Consider the following 17,566-nt stretch of genomic DNA (forward strand, 5'->3'; position numbering starts at 1 on the left):
TATGAACAGTAGTACAAAAAGTTTAAAGCGAGAAATTGCCTTTAATATAGATAAAGTGTATCAGCAGTTTTATCAATATACGGCACGATTGAAGAAAAATCGTTTAATTGATTTATATCATAGTTTGTTTTGTACACTGCCTTCTTCTGGGTTGGTGAAGTTAAATTACTTAGAAAGTAGCAATAATGGTGCTATTCGTTCGATTAATAAAGGGCAGGGATTGATGGTCTCAGGTATGGATGAGACCTATGAAGCGATGAATGTATTTGAATCACCATTATATGATTTGGCTAAGGTCAATTACTCGTTTAATAATGAGAAAATTATCATTTCTCTAGAATTTAATCAGGACGTGACTGTTAATGCTGAGTCACGCTTTCGTTTTTATCTACAACATGAAGAGGCGATAGAGACGGTTGCGGCATTTAGTTTTTTGAAAACCAATGTCTGTGGCTCACAAGTGATTATTAATCAGGATCTTGAATTTAAAGCCTATCTTGATTGTCAGAATATTGATAGTTTAGTCTGTCGTAATCAATTATTAAGGCAGATGGTACATTCACCAGAGCATTTTTGTTTTTTTGATTTAATGATCAATGTGGCCACTCCATATTCAGCACGCCAACTTGACTTTTATATCGAATTGAATTCGTATGACTGTGTTGGAGAGGTCGTGCAGCATTTAGAGTGGAACGCTCTTACTTTACTCGGAGTATACCCGCGCCATGCAAATCGTATTTACTTAAATAATGATATAGATTGCTACCCATTGCTATTTGATGATGATCATAGTGATTTTTTTAAGCTATTGCGGATCCATCATCAAGATAGTGATATTTATCCACGGTATTTATTCCATGATTATTCAGCACTGAATTATACACTTCATTATGAAAGTTTCTCAAAGCCACTGTTAGAGCTTCACTACACGGGCGTGGATGATAAAACAGCTGATCCAGGCTTTATCGATATAGAGTGTTTGTGTTTTACTGATCTGCCGATACAAGAGATTGAACAGGTTGCTGATGTGGAAGAGAAGGCTATTTTTTTGCCAGTCACCACGCAACCGGCAAAACTCATGAATTATGATGATCGCCAGGTGATCGTTGAGCGTTTTATGGCCATTAATTTTGGAAATGTAACCGATTTAAACTCAATTCAGGTGTTTTTTGATTTACTCGTTGAAAAAGATAGCTTATTCTTTGCGCTAAGAAAACGTATGATTCGTACCGAAGTGACACGTATTTCCGATACCTTTGTTATTTGCTTACATGTTCTTATCGGTGATGTGCGTGATGAACGTTTATTTGTTTATTTGTGCAAAGTATTACAACGGTTTATTAATTATAACTTTACTAATATGTTGAATTATCGTGTCGTTTATAAAACACTCAAATAATTTAAGCCTTTTGGTGAACCGTTTGGTAAGCCAAGGGGTACCTTATGCGCAAATTTATTTTAGTTCAAAAATTGGCCGGCACTCACCACGGGGCTATATTGATGCGGTATCAATGAATGGCCAAGCGGCTGAAATTAAGGTACATGATGGCTTGCTGACTGTCCAGTCCAAATTTGATGGGCGGTCGATTGATGGTATTTTATATGATGATAAAACAGAAGAAAGCCTTTTTATTCAAACAATTGCTGATCAGTTATTAAAATTTGAACTCGATACGTTGTTACAAGAGCATTCGGGTATTGAGGCCATGCTTGTCAAGGGCCGGTTATTGCCGAGCATCGAGTCGTTAAATTGCCATAGTTTAGCGATGATGCGAAAATTATTTTCACTGGCGTTTGGGAATTTACAGTTTGATGTATCTTCAAGGTCGATTAAAAAATCATCGACTAAGAAGATATTTCGTCTTGTTGAGGACCAATTATCAGGGTACATCACACTGGGGCGTTTTGCTGAATACCCTATGAAAGTAATAGAGATTAATATGTATGCGAAAGTGGTAGATTGCCAGTTAAAACTGGATTGCCTTGAGCGTATTTTATCGTGCTATCGTGATAATTTTGCCAACTATCAAGTGATTGCATATAGTGTTCATTCATTAGCCGGGCAGTATACGGCCCCAGCAAAGCCTAAAATATTAGCACGATCAAAACTAGATTATAAACGAGTGAAGATCTATGAAAAAATTATTAATTAACTTATTAGCACGCTGGAATATCGTCAGTTTATTTGCTTTATTAGCCTTGATGAGTGGTTGCTCAATGCTTGGGTTAGGTGGTGACCCAGAGCTAACGATTAAGGTAACAACCCATCAATATACGAATAATGGTAATAATTTTTATTTGTTGGTTGCCCAAGATAATAATAAAAGCTACATCAGCCATAGTTATTATAGTCTGTATAGTCAGTTTAATAGCAGCCAGTATCAGCGTTATTTTATTACACCTAAATATGAGTCAAGCTATAGCTTTAGTTATCCGCTGGATAGGAAAAAAGCAACGTCACTGTATTTTTTATTAAATAGCGATAGCCGTCAATGGAAATTGAGAGTTAAGCCCGGGGTGAAGAAGGTTACTGTGGATGTCAGCAGTGATAAAGTCACCATGGGTTAATAAGCAATTTAATTAAAATTAACGCTAATAAAGCGAGGTCAGGTATGGAGTCAGCAATATTTAAAGTTTCTTGTTTTCTAGTAATCGTAAAAAAATACAAGCAAAGCAAAATTAAGCAGGCAGAATATAGAAAAACTATTATCGATAAAATTAAATCGATTAATTTGTTCTTAGGAAAAAGCTATGGTGGCGATATTGCTTATTTAATTACATTTGCATTAACTGTTTATGTTGATGAGTTTATTAATTTAAAAGTAGGTCATGCTGAAGGAGAATCTTGGGAGTTGGTGCAGCGTGAAATATTTGATGTGGATACGGGGGGGAACTACTTTTATAAGGCATTGAACCATATTGTAGATAATAAATATTATCCTAAAATTGTCTATCAGATTTATTATTTTATTTTAAAAGATGGCTTTATGGGCGAGATGGTGAATTATAATAATAATATTGCTCGTGATTATTTAATCCAGCTGGAAGCTAAATGTGCCCAACGCTTAAAGTTAGGGCTAGATAATACAGATAAAACGTTATTATTTAATGAGCAAGCAGCTCTTGTAAATCAAAAAGTTACTAAAAAACGTTGGTTTTACTTACTGGCAAAGAAAAGATATATTGTTGTTACAGTTATCTTATTATATATAATATCGTGTTTAATTATTTATTTGCTGTAGTTTAAGTTTAGTTTAATTTAGGTATACATTGATTTATATTTTTAATGTCATTAATGTAGTGTAATCCATGTTAGTTGCTGATGAGAGTGGGTATGCCACGTTGCTCATTGATCACTTTGATGATTTTATCCCAGTTAAGTTGATATTGTTGACTTTGATTATATTTAAGCAAGGCATAAACGACTTGTTGATTAAGTTTGTTTTGTGTGGCTTTAAACTCATAAAGAGGTTTGTGGATTTCCAAAAATAGCTGATTATCTTTTTCCCCTATTTTATACGCCTGATTAACGATATAAACGGGTGTATTAATTTTTACGATGTTAAATAAGTTTTCAATATCTTCAGGAAATAAACTGATGCAGCCAGAGCTGGTGCGACGGCTGATGCCCATGATTTTATTGGTACCATGAATAAGATAACTTGAATGGCTTAAACGCATTGCGTGCTTGCCTAATGGGTTTTTAGGGCCTGGTGCAACTGACTTTGCTAGATATTTGCCTTGTTTGGCATAATGCTCACGAATACTATCTGGAACGTGCCAGTAGGGCTTATGCAGTTTGTGGCTGATGACGCGCTTGCCGACAGGTGTCATCCAACCACGTTTACCAACGCCGACAGGATAAGTGAACAGGCGTTTACTATGATGGTCAAAGTAATATAATCTAAGCTCTGCCAAGTTAATAATAAGACCATCTCGAGGTGCATCGGGGAGAATAAATTCGGTAGGGATGGTGACGTTTTCACCATTTAATGGATGCCAGGGTGAAATATCGGCATTGGCTTCCATCAGTTCATGAAAACCTGAGCTATATAAGCGGGCGAGGTGCATAAAGTTATCATTTTTTTGAGCAGTGACCTGTAGGCTGTGGCCGATGATGGACTCATTGTTTTTGGGCAAGGGAAGTTGTAGTGCATAGACTGAATAAATAGTAAAATTGCTATAGAGTAAAAGTAAAATAAATAAAAGAGACGGCTTGTCTTTCACGCGTGTTTAATCCCAATTATTGCTTTATATTTAGTCTTTCTCTATGTTATAGAATAGATCGACAGCGCTGGTTGTGCCTGCTTCAGTATTAATGCTCCAGTTTTGGTTAAGTCGGTAGCGGACACTGGCAATCTGTTGGCCCAAAAAGCCAACGCTATAACTGATATATAAGTCAGGTGCAAGATATTTGCCAAGGACGAGTGAGGTGCTAGAGCGCAGTGAATCTAAGTTGCTTTCTTCTTCACTGGTCGCGGTTTGTGTTGTGGAAGTATTACTTTGAATACTAAGTTCTGACAGGCCGAATGTTTTTTTGATGTCTTGAACAATACCACCCGTTCCTGTATTAAACAGGCTAGATGAAGTCACTAGTTGAGCTAGAATTGCTGCATTGCCACTACTGGTTTGAGGGACGGGCGTGCCAAAAAGTAGATAAGAAAGGATGTCTGCTTTAGACAGTGTTGGTGTGGAATAAGGGGTTAATGCCGGTTTATTCAGATTGCCGGTGACTTTAACGCCAGCAGTGATAGCTTCGTCAGCTGGATTGCTTGGGGTAATTTGACGCTCAATATTGATGTTTAAACCGGGGTTTTGAATCGCATTCCCACTAAAAATAAGTTGACCTTGAGTAATATTAAGACTTTGGCCGAGTAATCGATAGGTACCATCAAGTAATTTTAAATTGCCATGTGCACGCGTGAGTTGATTGGGTTGGCTGATAATATTAAGCTGTCCTTCAATTTGGGTGTTGAGGCCGTAGCCATTGATGTGAATGCTTTTATTAAGCGTTAATGTGATATCGGTATTGATGGGTAATGACTGATTTTGTGTTTGACCTTTGATCTTAATATCAGTAGGGAGTGTTGTGCTTTGAGGAACTTGGTCAATTTGAATACGCCCTTGTTGCATCGCCAAGTTGCCAGTGATGATCAAGCGCTTGCCATAAGCAATAGTGATATTCGGGTCAGCATAAAGTGTTGCATAGGGTAGGTCGACTAACTGAACATTGCTGCCTTGAATGATGAAGGTCGCTTGTGGTTGTAAGTGAGTCACATCAATGTTGCCATGTAGCGACAGGTGACCTTGATTGCCTTCCGTGGTGGCTTGAGCTTGAATGGCAATGTGAGAAGAGCCATCGGCTGTTAGGGTCATTTTAGTTTGTTTAAGCTCGACACCTGTGCTGGGTAAATAAAGGTCAGCGATGAGTGTTGTGCTGCCTATAATGCGTGGGCTGGTGATCTGGCCAGAGAGCTTAAGGGTGCCGGTAAGCTTTGGGTTTTGAATATTAATATTTGGAATAAAGCCAAGAATATTAACTGCTTTGAGTGAGTAATTCACATGCCCGGCTAAATTTTTGTAGTGATCTAAATAAATCTGAGCATTGATGTAGTCTGCTTGACCTAAGGCCCAGTTAAGCTGAGCGGTGAGATTGTTTTGATCACCTTGAATGATGAGTGATAACGGCTGAAAGTGAACGGTTTTAATACGCTGACTGGCGGGGTTTATGGCTTTAATCTCACCTGCGCTGCTGCTAAGTGTTGTATTGATATGAATAAGCTTTCGAGTTGCCTGATTGAGCTTTAAATTCAGCATGCCGGATAAAGAGCCAGTTAATTGCAGTTTATTTAATGTGACTAAATTGATGAGATTTAAGGGAAACTTTTCAAGTTTGGCCTGAATAGTGTAAATATTGTCAGTATTAGACTGGATTAACTCAAGTGATAGACCTTGACTGCGATTGCGATTTTTTAAAATAAAGGGGCTGGCAGTCAGCAGGATGGGCTGTTTTAAATTAAATTTAATTATGACTGGCTTAACTAAGCTTAACTTAGTATCTTTATTTATAGCGCTATTTTTTTCTAAATTTTCTATAATAAATTTATTTAATGTAATATTAATTATATTTTTTTCAGTTAACTGACCCTTTGCTTGTTGATCAAGCTGTAATTTTTTTGTTTGTAGTCTCGTTAAGAGCAAAAAATGTTTGGACTTTAATTTAAATTGACTATTGATTGATTTAATCGGTAGTTTAAAAAGTATTAAATTTTTTACAAACAATGAGGCGGTTACTGTATTTGATATGTTATTCTGATCGAGATTAAAATGAGCTTGTTTGATACGAAAATTATTTAAAATAGGGTATATTTCTGGGGCGTTTAAAATTAAATGATCGATGTTGCCTATGAGACTTATTTTCTTAAGGCTTAGATTGCCATGAATATTTACTTGGCCAGTGCTATCAGGAAGAATATGATCAATTTGTTTTAAGTTAATATCAAGCGTTGCTTGCTTGGGTGTGCCCGTCAACATAATTTTATTATTGCCGTTATGGGCCTGAATATTAAAATTGATGGTGTGAGGGTTATAGCTTAAATTGCTTAAGGCGAAGACGTTTTCTTTAAATAGTGTGCCATCAAGATGGAACTTTAATTGTCCAGTTTGTTGATTACCGTCGCCTGTTAAGCGGATGTTCATTTGGCTTGAATAGCGTGAATTAAACTGAGCAAGATTTAATTTTGTGATGCTTAATTGAGTCTGCCATGTTTTTTTTGTGAGGTTAAATCTTGCATTGCCCTTGATGGGCGTATTTTGAAGTGCTTGACCGGTTAATTTAAATTGATAATTTTGGCTTAAATTACCTTGACCTGTGGCAATGAGAGTTAAGCGCCTCATTGTATCTTGGTGACTAATAAATGTTAGCTGACTGTTAAACTGCTGGCTCGGACCATAGCCACTTAGGCTTAAGTAAAATGTTTGAGAGTGATAAGTGCCATGTATTTGTACACTGGTATTAATTGTATTATTACTGGCATGCAGATAAGCATTCCCGGAGATATTTTTTAATTGTTGGCCTTTGAATGTGAGTGCTTGTATTAAAAAATGATTGATAAATATTTTAGGAATAAAAATATCGTTGAACTGGCTGTTATTAGGGTTGCTTCGATTAAGTTTAGTCTTCGTGGTGATTTTTTTTGTTTGAGGTTCGGTTGTGATAGTGATTGATTGGGCTTGCAGCTGAGATAAACGAATATTTCCAGACAGTAGAGGCAATAGATCAATTTTTATTTGTGTATGAACTGCTTTAAATTGAATAGCGTCTGGCGCTGTTGTTTTGGGTTGGGAATAGGTAATATTGGCATGAATGCCTGTCAGCAGTGTGCCAGATAAATAATCAACAGTTAAGTGAACCGAAGATGGAATCAGTGATTGGCTGACTTTGATTAATAGCTTACTTCCTGTCGGTGTACAGATCAGAAGAAATAGCGATATTGCTAGAAACATGCTGGTAGCAACTAGAATACGTATGGACCATTTGATAATTTTGATGATTCTCATATGAAAAAACCAATACTAAAATGGATGTGCCAGGGGGTGCCCGATAAGCTGAGGGCTTTAGCAACTGCAAGTTTGACTGGACCGATTGGGCTATACCAGGCAAGTTGTAAGCCAGCGCCTTGCATGAGCTCAAGAGATTTCGGCTTATTATAAAAAGCATTACCTAGGTCATAAAAGGCACTGAGACCAAATTGGTGCGGTAATTGAATTTCATAGGCGAGGGTGCCAGTGAATAAATAGCGGCCGCCAATTTGTTGGCCATCAGGAGAGGCTGTACTTAGGGATTTATAGCCATAACCTCGGATGCTATTTGAGCCTCCGGCAAAAAAACGCAAATTGGGTGGTAATTCGCCAAAGTTATTGGTTTCTATCAACCCAAAGGCGCCGCCAAGTAACATACGGGTTTTTCTTGTTAGTTTATGAGCAAGGCGCGCATTGAGTGTTAGGCGTGTAAAATTAATCGGACTTAATGCGGGAATACCGGCTTGTAGATTTGAAGTGATTTGATAGCCGTTATGCCAAAAGCCTTGCTGTGTGGGCACAATCTGTGAAAGAGACAGTTCAGGAATTGTCAGGTTGGTGTTTTGATTTAAGCCATTATTGATATTGTACTGTACCCATTGATGCTTTAGATTGGCTTGGTAGGTCCAGGTACCATAGGTTGAGGTATAGCCAAGCCCAATCTGTTGAGTGGTGCTGGTATAAGAGTCAGGGTGGTCATAATAATCGGCAGCACTTAGTGTTGTGGCATCGGTTAATGGATTTTGGCCAGGGATAATATAAGCCAGATTATAGTGGGTTGCGATCTGTGAGAGCTGAATTTGGCTAGAGAGGTTTTGGCCGCTAGCGGTGACGCGCCGCCAATCAAAACCAAGGGTGCCACGTATGCCGGTATCTGTGCCATAGCCCAAACCAAGCTTATAGTGTTTGGCCTTTTTAGGAATTAATGTCACAGTTAAGGGAACTTTGGGAGGAGTACTCGTTTGGGTTTTTTCTCGACTAACGATGACTTCATCAAATAAATTACTTGCAATTAAATTGCTTTGTAATTGCACAAGTGTTGATTCTTGATAGGGTGTGTTGGCTTTAAATGGAATAAAGCGCTTTAAATATGAGTTTGCATAAGGTGCTGAGTTATTTTGCTTGCTTTGATTAAAGTTGACTGAGCTAAAATATGCACGTGACCCGGTATCCATTGCGAGGGTAATCGTCGCTTGATGTGTTTTGCTATTGATAGTGACTTGGTGTGAGGTTAATAGCGCATTAAAAAAGCCAAGTTCATTGGCCCAGGCAAGTAGACGTGCTTTGGCATTTTCATAGTCTATGCTGATCATCGGGCGGCCCACTTGTAGAGGAAAACGCTTTTGCCAGTGTTTGAATTGATGTAAATTTTTGCCTTCACCGCTAATATTGAGAATAATTTTACTGACGGTTGTTTGTGGGCCTGGATTAATCATGTAGGTGATGAGAATAGGTTTTATATTCCAGTGAATTGCCGCAGTGACTTGGCTATTAAAGTAGCCATAAGGTTGTAAGGAGGCGATAATCTCTTTTTTCCCTTGCTGAAAATACAGCGGTAAACGCAGTTTAGTTTGCTTAGAAATATAGGCTTTGTAGCGAAAAACACTCAAAGCATGTTGAATATTTTTGAGGGGGGCGCCGGTTATACCACTGATTTTTACGAGATAGTTACTTGACATAGAAGTGGTTGCTGGGTTGGCAAAGCTGTTGTTAATGCAAATTAAGCAGAGAAAAAGTAATAATAGTCGTGCGTTATGGATTAATAAACATAAGTGAGCGAAGCAAGGACGCTGATACATACTAAATCGCCATCGTCGATACTGCCCACTGCCTGGTGTTTAGTTGCGAAATGCAACTCCCCGAAAGACGAGGGCGGTTAATGGTTGAGGGGAGTTGGCTATGCCGCCACCGATGACTGCAACCGCATTTGCGCCTGATTGAGCAGCAAGCGCTTTGGCATAGGCTTCTACTTTACCCATTGCTGTCTTTACCTCAGCAGCTTGAGTCGAGGTTAAATGCATTTCTATATTAATAGCGCCGACTTTAATGCCGCCGGGCAAATAATTAACAAGTTGTACCTGATCGGCTTGCAATGGGGTGAACTGCTGACTGCTGGCGGGTAATAAAATGCCACGAGGGTCATTTGGGTAAGAGGGTTTGATGGCAAGAGTAATGACCACGGTGATTATAATGCAGATAAGATAGCTGATATTTTGTTGTAGTGATAATCTTTTCATGTAAGCCCAATTCCCAGTGACGGTTTAGTCATTATTTCGTCGTTATTAGTCATGATTTGTAGCGCTTATCTTAGCTTGCTGCTGCGGTTTTTTCAATCATTGCTAAATTAGGTGGATAAATTAAGATTGTGGGTCAGGTTCAATCAGTGCGAGTGCATGCTCGACTGTTGTGGTATCTGCACCTTTCAGGTGAGCATGTTCGCTTAAGTGGCGTCGCCAACGTTTTGCGCCCCCCACACCTTGAAAAAGATTAAGCATGTGGCGAGTAATATGATTGAGGCGTGTACCCAGGCGTAGTTCTTTCTCTATGTAGGGAAGCATTTGCTTGACTGTTGTAATGGCTGTTTCAACTGCTGTTGTTGCTAAGTTAACGTTGTTTGGCTGATGGTAAATTTCTTGGTCAATATGGCTAAGCAGTAAAGGCTGGTGATATACTGCCCGCCCGACCATGACACCGTCGACGTGGTTAAGGTGATGTTGGGTCTGAGTTATTGTTTCTATACCGCCGTTAATTGATATGGTTAAATTTGGGAAATCTTGCTTTATTTGATAGACGTAATCGTAATTTAAGGGCGGTATCTCACGATTTTGCTTTGGGCTTAAGCCTTGAAGCCAGGCTTTGCGTGCATGCACAATAAAATGTTTACAGCCTGCCTGACGCACCGTATCAACAAATTGATAGAGTGAGTCATAGCCTTCTTGATTATCAATACCAATACGGTGCTTTACTGTGATAGGAATAGTTACTTTTGCTGTCATGGTTGCAATACACTCTGCCACAAGTGTGGGCTCTGCCATTAAGCAGGCGCCAAAGCGGCCATTTTGTACACGATTGCTTGGGCAACCGACGTTTAAATTGATTTCGCTATAACCATAGTGATCTGCAAGCTCGGCACATTCGGCTAAGGCATGTGGATCACTGCCACCTAATTGCAAAACAACCGGAGTGCTAAGGCTATCACAGTGTAAAAAGCGTTTGGGATCATTGTGTAGAAGTGCCCCTGTGGTCACCATTTCTGTATATAAAACAGCATGTTTTGAAAGTAAGCGAAATAAATAACGACAATGACGGTCAGTCCAGTCCAGCATCGGAGCGACTGAAAATCGATGGGTAACAGCAGACATGTTAAACTACCAAGTTTTATTATTAATTAAATAAAGTAATAAAAGCGCTAGATTATCGCTAAATTGAGCGTAAGGTGCAAGCTCGAATGTGTTTATACGTGTGTACTATCTTGTCATTTAAGGTAAAAAAGTTTAATGTTGTTGATTTAACAATAAGACTTATAGCACTTTAGAAAACCTGAATTGAACACGCGTGTAGAGAGTGAATAGGGCATTGAGGCATAACGTTTGCTTAATGTTTGTTTGTTACTATGATCGTCGTTGTTTTAGAGTGAGTTGGCGTTTTTTAGTGTGTTTATTGATTTTGCATAAACGAAGTTTAAGCTCTAGCTATATATATGAAGTTGTAGTGAGTTGTAATGATTTTTTAAGTTTAGTCACTAGGTTTGTTGTTAGATGTAGTATCGAGATATTTAAGTAGTAAGCGTAATAATGAATAAAAATAGCAAGGTAAAGTTCCCACAGCAGTATTATCGACGGGTTATATTAGGCAGTATTATTTTGCCTGTATGGTGTATAAGTGCTGTTTTTGCAGGTTCTGTGAGTCCGAGTAGTCAGCAGGACAGTTCACATAACCTAAATCGTGAAGTTTCTGCGCAAATGATAAAAACTCCGATTGTTTCTGTGCAAACTCAGACAGTAAAGGAAGTGATTGTTGAAGACTCTCTGCAGGCATTGGGCACATTGGCACCCTCACAAGAGGTGACGCTAAGCTTTGATGCTGCTGGGCATATCACCAAAATTAACTATAAAAATGGTCAGTATGTTAAAAAGGGAGCGATTATTGCTGAATTGAATAATGCCAGTGAAAAGGCTGAATTAAAGTCACTGCTTGCCGATGCGCAAGTGAAAGCACTTGATTATCAGCGCTATTTAAAGCTCAGCAAAATTGGCGGTGTATCAGAGCAAATGTTGGACAAAGAGCATGCGAGTATGGTGCAGGCGTCAGCAAAAGTGGAAGGGAAAAAGGTAGAGTTGGCACAGCGTCAGTTGGTTGCGCCGTTTACTGGTTTTTTAGGTGAATTTAATATTAATCTGGGTGCGTATGTTGGTACGGGGCAAGCGATTGTCCGTCTGGTTGCAATTTCCCCGTTAAAAGTCGCTTATTCGGTTCCTCAAGGGCAAAAATCCAAGTTGTTACTTGGCCAGAGTGTCAATGTCAAATCAGATGCGAGTAACCAGTTGGTCAGTGGCTTGGTTCAATTTATTTCACCGACGGTCAATACAGATACCGGTACTATTGCATTAGAGGCAGAAATACAAAATAAAGACTATAAACTCTCCCCGGGGATGTATGTGAGTGTGAAACAGTTGCTCGGTAATCAGCATCGGGTGTTGATTGTTCCTGAAACAGCAGTGAGTGTGAATGAGAAGGGAGCAAGTGTTTATATTGTCAAAAATAACATTGCTCATTTGGTAAAAGTGACGTTGGGGAGCCGGGACCAGGGTAATGTGGAAGTGTTAACAGGGTTAACTGCAGATCAGCAGGTGGTTGTTGCAGGGACACAAAAGTTAAAAGATGGCGTGTCGGTTAAGGTGATAGCTGCGGCGCCTGTATCTGTACAGGACAGAGTAACAGCACCCAAGTCAAAGTCGCCTGTGATTAGTTCAGATAAGAATCAAGAGAGCAAGAGCAAGCCAGGCCAAGAAAATAAAAAAGACAATAAAACTGAAGCTGAAATTAAAACTAAAGTTGAGAGTAAGAATAAGAATGAGAATAAGCAAAATGGTAATAATCTGCAGAGCCGACAGCAAAGCAGTAAACGAGAGTCAGCATTAGCATTAAAGGATGATAGAACGATAGCAAAAGTAATGCCTCAAGCATCCACGTCGAATCAAGCTAAGTTGACTTTAGATCATCAGGACCATAAAACGAACTAATTTAAAATTTAATTTAATTTTATTTAATTTAGATTAGTAAAAGAATGAAAGATTAAAAGTAAAGGTTAAAGTTAAGGTGCTGATTAATGCAATTACCTGAAATATGCATTCGCCATCCTGTTTTTGCGGCGGTTTTAAGTATTATGCTGATGATTGTCGGTGTTGTAAGTTTTAATAGTTTAGAGATGACTTACTTTCCCCGTTTTGATTCACCCACTGTGCAAATCAGCGCGTCTTTAGATGGTGCATCGCCTGAAAGCATGGCCAAGGATGTAGCAAGCAAAATTGAAAATGCGATTCAAAGTAGTGCTAGTGGCATTGTTGACATAAAAAGTACCAGTAAAATTGGTTCAACGACGATTACTGTTACTTTTAATAATCAGGTTAATTACTATGCCCAGGTGAATAATATTCGTGGTGCAATTGCCGGCATTCAGGGTACACAATTGCCTGCAGGGATGGATCCACCAACGGTATCGACAGAGTTTGTGTTAACGCCGACATTAAATCTTGCTTTTATTGATCCAAGTATGAGCCAGGATGACTTGAATCAATTTGTCAATGATAAGATAAAGCATTATTTCGAAAATTTACCCGGTGTCGGTGCGGTGTGGGTTTTTGGTGGATCGTCACGGGCGTTGAGGGTGTGGCTAGATCCCGTGCGCATGGCCGCCTTAAAAATTACTGCCAGTGATGTGGTGAATGCCTTAGGTGAGGACAATGTAGATTTTCCAGCTGGAGTGATTCAAGGGGAAAATCGTAATTTTACTTTGGTTACCCATGTACGCTTTACCAGCCCTGAGCAGTTTGCTGCATTAATTTTGCGTGATAGTAATGGCCAAACCGTACGCCTTGGAGATGTAGCAAAAGTGGCACTGGGTGAAAATTCATTAACACCATCGCCGATGAAAATTAATGGAAAAAATGGCATCGTTATGGAGATTCGCCCAACGACAACGGCAAATCCGATTGATGTAGCTAAAGAGGCGCGCGCGCAAATTGCGAAATTGCAAAGTAGCCTACCTAAAGGCATGGAGTTAAAAATAGCCTATGATCAATCGGTTTTTTTATTGGATGCAATTCATGCGTGTTTTGAGGCGATTATTGAAGCTGTAATCTTAGTGATTTTGGTTATTGTACTGTTTTTAGGTTCACTTCGGGCAGCGATTATTCCGATTGTGACGATTCCTGTGTGTATTGTCTCTGTGTTTACAGTCATGTTGTTATTTGGCTTTACGATTAATATTATGACCTTGCTCGCTGTCGTGCTGGCGATTGGTTTGGTGGTTGATGATGCGATTGTTGTTGTTGAAAATGTTTATCGCCATATTGAAAAAGGTTTGTCGCCATTTGAAGCGGCTTTAGCGGGCAGCCGAGAAATCGTTTTTGCTGTTATTGCTATGACCTTAACGCTGGCCGCTGTGTATATTCCCATTGGTTTAAGTTCAGGCTTTACAGCCACTGTGTTTCGTGAATTTGCCTTTACTTTAGCAGGTGCTGTGGTGATTTCTGGCTTTGTTGCGTTAACCTTATCGCCGATGATGAGTGCAAAACTATTGCAACCAATAGAGCGTACTTCAAGTATGATGCGGCGTATTGAGGGTTTTTTAGATGCATTGGCGATGCGTTATAAAGCGCTTTTAGTGCGGGTATTAAAAATACGCGTATGGATTATCGTTGGGCTTATTGCCTTATCTGGTGCAGGTTATTGGGTGTATTTACATACGTCTCAAGAGCTTGTGCCTAAGGAAGATATTGGGTATTTTAATACAGTGATTACACCACCACCGGGATCGAATACGGCGTATGTGGGCCGCTATATGACACAATTATCCGAGCAAATGACAAAAGTACCTGGAATTGCCTATGATCTGGCATTCTCTATTGCAGGTGGTCCGGTTAATTTTGTCACGATGAAGCCGTGGGGCAGTGAGCGCCATTTAACGACGCAGCAAATTATTGAGCATTTACGCCCGCTGACTGATGAAAATGTTCCAGGGCTCTTAGTCAGTTATGATATTCCCGACCCGGTGTCGTATGGAACCTCAGATACAGGGTTAGATTTAAAGATTATTCAGCAAAATGATAATTTAACTGAGCTTAAGTCAACATCAGATAAATTATTAGCGGTATTGAAAGACTACCCTGGATTGTCGGGCCTTAAAACGAGTTTAAAGTATGATGAGCAGCAATTTTCTTTGACCGTTAACCGTGATCGTGCTGCACGTCTTGGTGTGAGTATGGGTGATATTGCGAATACTTTAGGCACAATGATGAATAGCAAGCAGATTACTTACTTTGATAAAGGTGCCAATAGCTATCCGGTGCGTGTACAGGTGCAAAGAAAATACTTAGGTAATTTCGATGTGATGCAAGACTTATACGTTAAATCAGCAACAGAACATTTTGTGCCACTGGCAAGTTTAGTTAAGTTGACCCCTATTGTTGGTACTTCGACGCTGCAGCGCTATGACAGAATGAATGCAGCTGCGATTACCGCGACCATTACACCCGGCTATAGTGCGGGCGATGTGAAAAAATACATTGATCAAGTGGTGCAACCGTTGTTGCAAAAAGATCAAAACTATACCTATGCCGGAGTGATTAAGTCACTGACCGACTCACAGGGTAGTACCTTAAGCATGTTCTTTTTGGCGCTTGTCTTTATTTATTTGATTTTATCGGCACAGTTTGAAAGCTTTATTGACCCATTGATTATTTTATTGACGGTGCCGCTGTGTATTGTTGGGGCGATTATTACCTTGAAAATCACTGGTGGAACATTAAACCTTTATACCAATATTGGTTTGCTCACATTAGTTGGTTTGGTCTCTAAGCATGGTATTTTAATTGTTCAATTTGCCAATCAGCTGGTTAAAGAGGGCCTCGATCGTTATGAGGCGGTTGCAGAAGCTGCGAAAACACGTTTACGTCCGATTTTAATGACCTCATTTGCGATGATTTTTGGCACATTACCATTGGCTTTTGCAACAGGGCCAGGGTCGATTGGTCGCTCAGAAATTGGTTGGGTGCTTGTCGGGGGCTTAGGTTTTGGTACTTTATTTTCCCTCTTTGTTGTACCGGTTGCTTATACCTATTTAGGGGCATTAAGCCAGTTTAAGTGGTCATTTCGTCGCAGTTAATTTTGTTTTGATCGGGCTTAAATCAGGAGAGTAACCAGGTAAATATTTGACCTGGCAGTCAGCCGATTCTGTTAAATTTTGTATCTTCTGTGATTTGTAAAAGCTGGCATTATCAAGAGTAACAGTTACCCCGGCCTGAGTGTTGGAAGCAATATTTTTTCAATGTAAGTTTCAATGACCTTGGTATCACAGCGCCCTTCCAATACACAGGGTGGACTTCACTTTTTACAAGATAAACAGCCAATTATATTTAGGCGATAGTCAGGAGCAAGTTCATCATAACGTTCCTCCGCTGCGAGCCATGGAGTGCTAAGCACGGGGTGAGTAGGCCGAGGTAGGTTCGGGTTTTTAGCAGAGCGGAGTTGCGAAAGGCCGTTAGGTCTGTAGCAAGCGTAACGCATAAAAATGGGGGCTTTACACTAAGCTTTTAGTCCATGTAAATTTAGTTTCATTGTCCAGCCAAAGGTTTCTAAAGTATGTTACTAATTTTTGATTTGGATAAGAGTTTATATCACAACCATACTGCGCAGGAAGAGTGAAAACATCGGCTAAATCAAGAAATGAGTTAGACCTTACTAAGTTGGATTGAGGAAGCTTTCTGAAGAAATCATCCAGCGATTCTGATTGTTGAAAAAGCTCTTTTACTAAAAACCAAAATTTATGCACATCGGAAGAGTTGTCGACTATAAAAATATGAGGCTTAACGCCTAAATCGTTTGATGATAATTCATGAGCAATTGATAAATTTCTTAGTGCTCCTGTACCGACAATGGCGTAGTTAGCATTCGGTTTGCTTAATTTTTGAACCTGAAGAAACGGATCATTACCAACAGCAAATGTTTTGTATTTTTCTAATTGAGTAGGACTTGGCTTTCGAAACTTTTTTTGAGTTTGATAGCGTCTAAAAAAGCTTTGAATTTTGAGTGCAGCTTCTTCTTGTTTTGGCATAATCTTCTAACCCTCTAACCCTCTAATCTTTAAACTTTGGCATTATTAACTCTTCAATTATTTACAACATAAGCGTCGCTATATTGGTAGGTGTTTTGCACACCCAATAATGCAAATCACTTTACAAAATATAGTGACCATAAACTCCTCAACTACCTCACCGCAAGGTGTTACATGACTAGCATTCCATGACTCCTATCGGTTAAATTATTAATTTGCCCAGCAAGATTCTTATTGAATATTTTGCTAGGTTGCCGCAAACTTTCTTGCTTGAACAAATAAGTTTATCCCCATATGGAATAAAATTAATTATTAATTTTGTGCGTGAGTATGATTTATAGTTTTTCATCTGACAAAAATAACATTTTTCATCAAAATAAATATTTATTTTTGGTAAAAAATATATTTTTTTGTAAATTATATATAAATTAAATTTTTTTTCATTTTTAAAATACTCTAGATATTTATTGAATATTTGATTAAATGTTAGTATTTTTGTCTTTAAAATGATTTTTTAATTTTATAAAAAAATTTTAAGGGAAAAATTAAAGTGAAGCCAAGTAATAATTAGAATTTTAAGAAAGTATTAAATATTAAAATTAGTCAAGCGCTCTTTAAATTAAATGATGCGCTATAGCACTCAACGAATAG

At 38.9% G+C, this 17,566-nt stretch carries 13 protein-coding genes; 6 read left to right on the forward strand and 7 right to left on the reverse strand.

What is annotated here, in order from left to right; translation table 11 throughout:
* Window position 1 precedes the first annotated feature (1 nt).
* From C200_RS05040 to C200_RS05055, 4 genes are read left to right on the forward strand one after another with little or no spacing between them, the layout of a single operon-like run.
* The gene (locus tag C200_RS05040; protein ID WP_016209625.1) at window positions 2–1,399 is read left to right on the forward strand and encodes a hypothetical protein; all 1,398 of its coding nucleotides are present in this window, start codon (window positions 2–4) and stop codon (window positions 1,397–1,399) included.
* Window positions 1,400–1,412: 13 nt separating this feature from the next.
* Complete coding sequence (locus C200_RS05045; protein ID WP_016209630.1) at window positions 1,413–2,153, forward strand: hypothetical protein; 741 nt, start codon at window positions 1,413–1,415, stop codon at window positions 2,151–2,153.
* Entirely contained in the window at window positions 2,134–2,568 is a 435-nt protein-coding gene (locus tag C200_RS05050) for a lipoprotein (protein ID WP_016209632.1), read from the forward strand. The genes C200_RS05045 and C200_RS05050 overlap by 20 nt, the downstream gene beginning before the upstream one ends.
* Before the next feature lie 44 nt (window positions 2,569–2,612).
* A complete protein-coding gene (locus C200_RS05055) occupies window positions 2,613–3,242 on the forward strand; it encodes a DotU family type IV/VI secretion system protein (RefSeq protein ID WP_016209618.1) in 630 nt (209 codons plus the stop codon).
* A gap of 70 nt (window positions 3,243–3,312) precedes the next feature.
* On the opposite strand, the gene C200_RS05060 is transcribed toward C200_RS05055, so the two are convergent.
* The 5 genes from C200_RS05060 to dusA all read right to left on the reverse strand — a co-directional run bounded on the left by C200_RS05060 (window position 3,313) and on the right by dusA (window position 10,943).
* On the reverse strand, window positions 3,313–4,227 hold the full coding sequence (locus C200_RS05060) for a L,D-transpeptidase family protein (RefSeq protein WP_016209616.1): 915 nt from the start codon (window positions 4,225–4,227) through the stop codon (window positions 3,313–3,315).
* Between the two features lie 30 nt (window positions 4,228–4,257).
* Window positions 4,258–7,560, reverse strand: a complete 3,303-nt coding sequence (locus tag C200_RS05065) for a translocation/assembly module TamB domain-containing protein (RefSeq protein WP_033923701.1) — start codon at window positions 7,558–7,560, stop codon at window positions 4,258–4,260.
* On the reverse strand, window positions 7,557–9,380 hold the full coding sequence (locus C200_RS05070) for an autotransporter assembly complex protein TamA (RefSeq protein ID WP_016209627.1): 1,824 nt from the start codon (window positions 9,378–9,380) through the stop codon (window positions 7,557–7,559). The genes C200_RS05065 and C200_RS05070 overlap by 4 nt, the downstream gene beginning before the upstream one ends.
* A 39-nt stretch (window positions 9,381–9,419) precedes the next feature.
* Entirely contained in the window at window positions 9,420–9,818 is a 399-nt protein-coding gene (locus C200_RS05075; RefSeq protein WP_016209617.1) for a hypothetical protein, read from the reverse strand.
* Between the two features lie 120 nt (window positions 9,819–9,938).
* Window positions 9,939–10,943 (reverse strand): tRNA dihydrouridine(20/20a) synthase DusA, encoded by a 1,005-nt coding sequence (gene dusA / locus C200_RS05080; protein ID WP_016209621.1) that lies wholly within the window; start codon window positions 10,941–10,943, stop codon window positions 9,939–9,941.
* 432 nt (window positions 10,944–11,375) lie between these two features.
* On the opposite strand from dusA, the gene C200_RS05085 reads away from it, so the two are divergent.
* Together C200_RS05085 and C200_RS05090 are read left to right on the forward strand one after the other, a co-directional pair.
* Complete coding sequence (locus tag C200_RS05085) at window positions 11,376–12,824, forward strand: efflux RND transporter periplasmic adaptor subunit (protein WP_016209619.1); 1,449 nt, start codon at window positions 11,376–11,378, stop codon at window positions 12,822–12,824.
* Between the two features lie 86 nt (window positions 12,825–12,910).
* Window positions 12,911–15,967: an efflux RND transporter permease subunit gene (locus C200_RS05090; RefSeq protein ID WP_016209620.1), complete on the forward strand. Its 3,057-nt coding sequence runs from the start codon at window positions 12,911–12,913 to the stop codon at window positions 15,965–15,967.
* Here the strand turns inward: C200_RS05090 and C200_RS16700 are convergent.
* Complete coding sequence (locus C200_RS16700) at window positions 15,950–16,120, reverse strand: transposase (protein ID WP_080664820.1); 171 nt, start codon at window positions 16,118–16,120, stop codon at window positions 15,950–15,952. The genes C200_RS05090 and C200_RS16700 overlap by 18 nt on opposite strands.
* Window positions 16,121–16,381: 261 nt before the next feature.
* The gene (locus C200_RS05095; RefSeq protein ID WP_016212485.1) at window positions 16,382–16,915 is read right to left on the reverse strand and encodes an IQ calmodulin-binding motif-containing protein; all 534 of its coding nucleotides are present in this window, start codon (window positions 16,913–16,915) and stop codon (window positions 16,382–16,384) included.
* Between the last annotated feature and the right edge of the window lie 651 nt (window positions 16,916–17,566).

Source organism: Piscirickettsia salmonis LF-89 = ATCC VR-1361, assembly GCF_000297215.2.
GTDB classification, from domain to species: domain Bacteria; phylum Pseudomonadota; class Gammaproteobacteria; order Piscirickettsiales; family Piscirickettsiaceae; genus Piscirickettsia; species Piscirickettsia salmonis.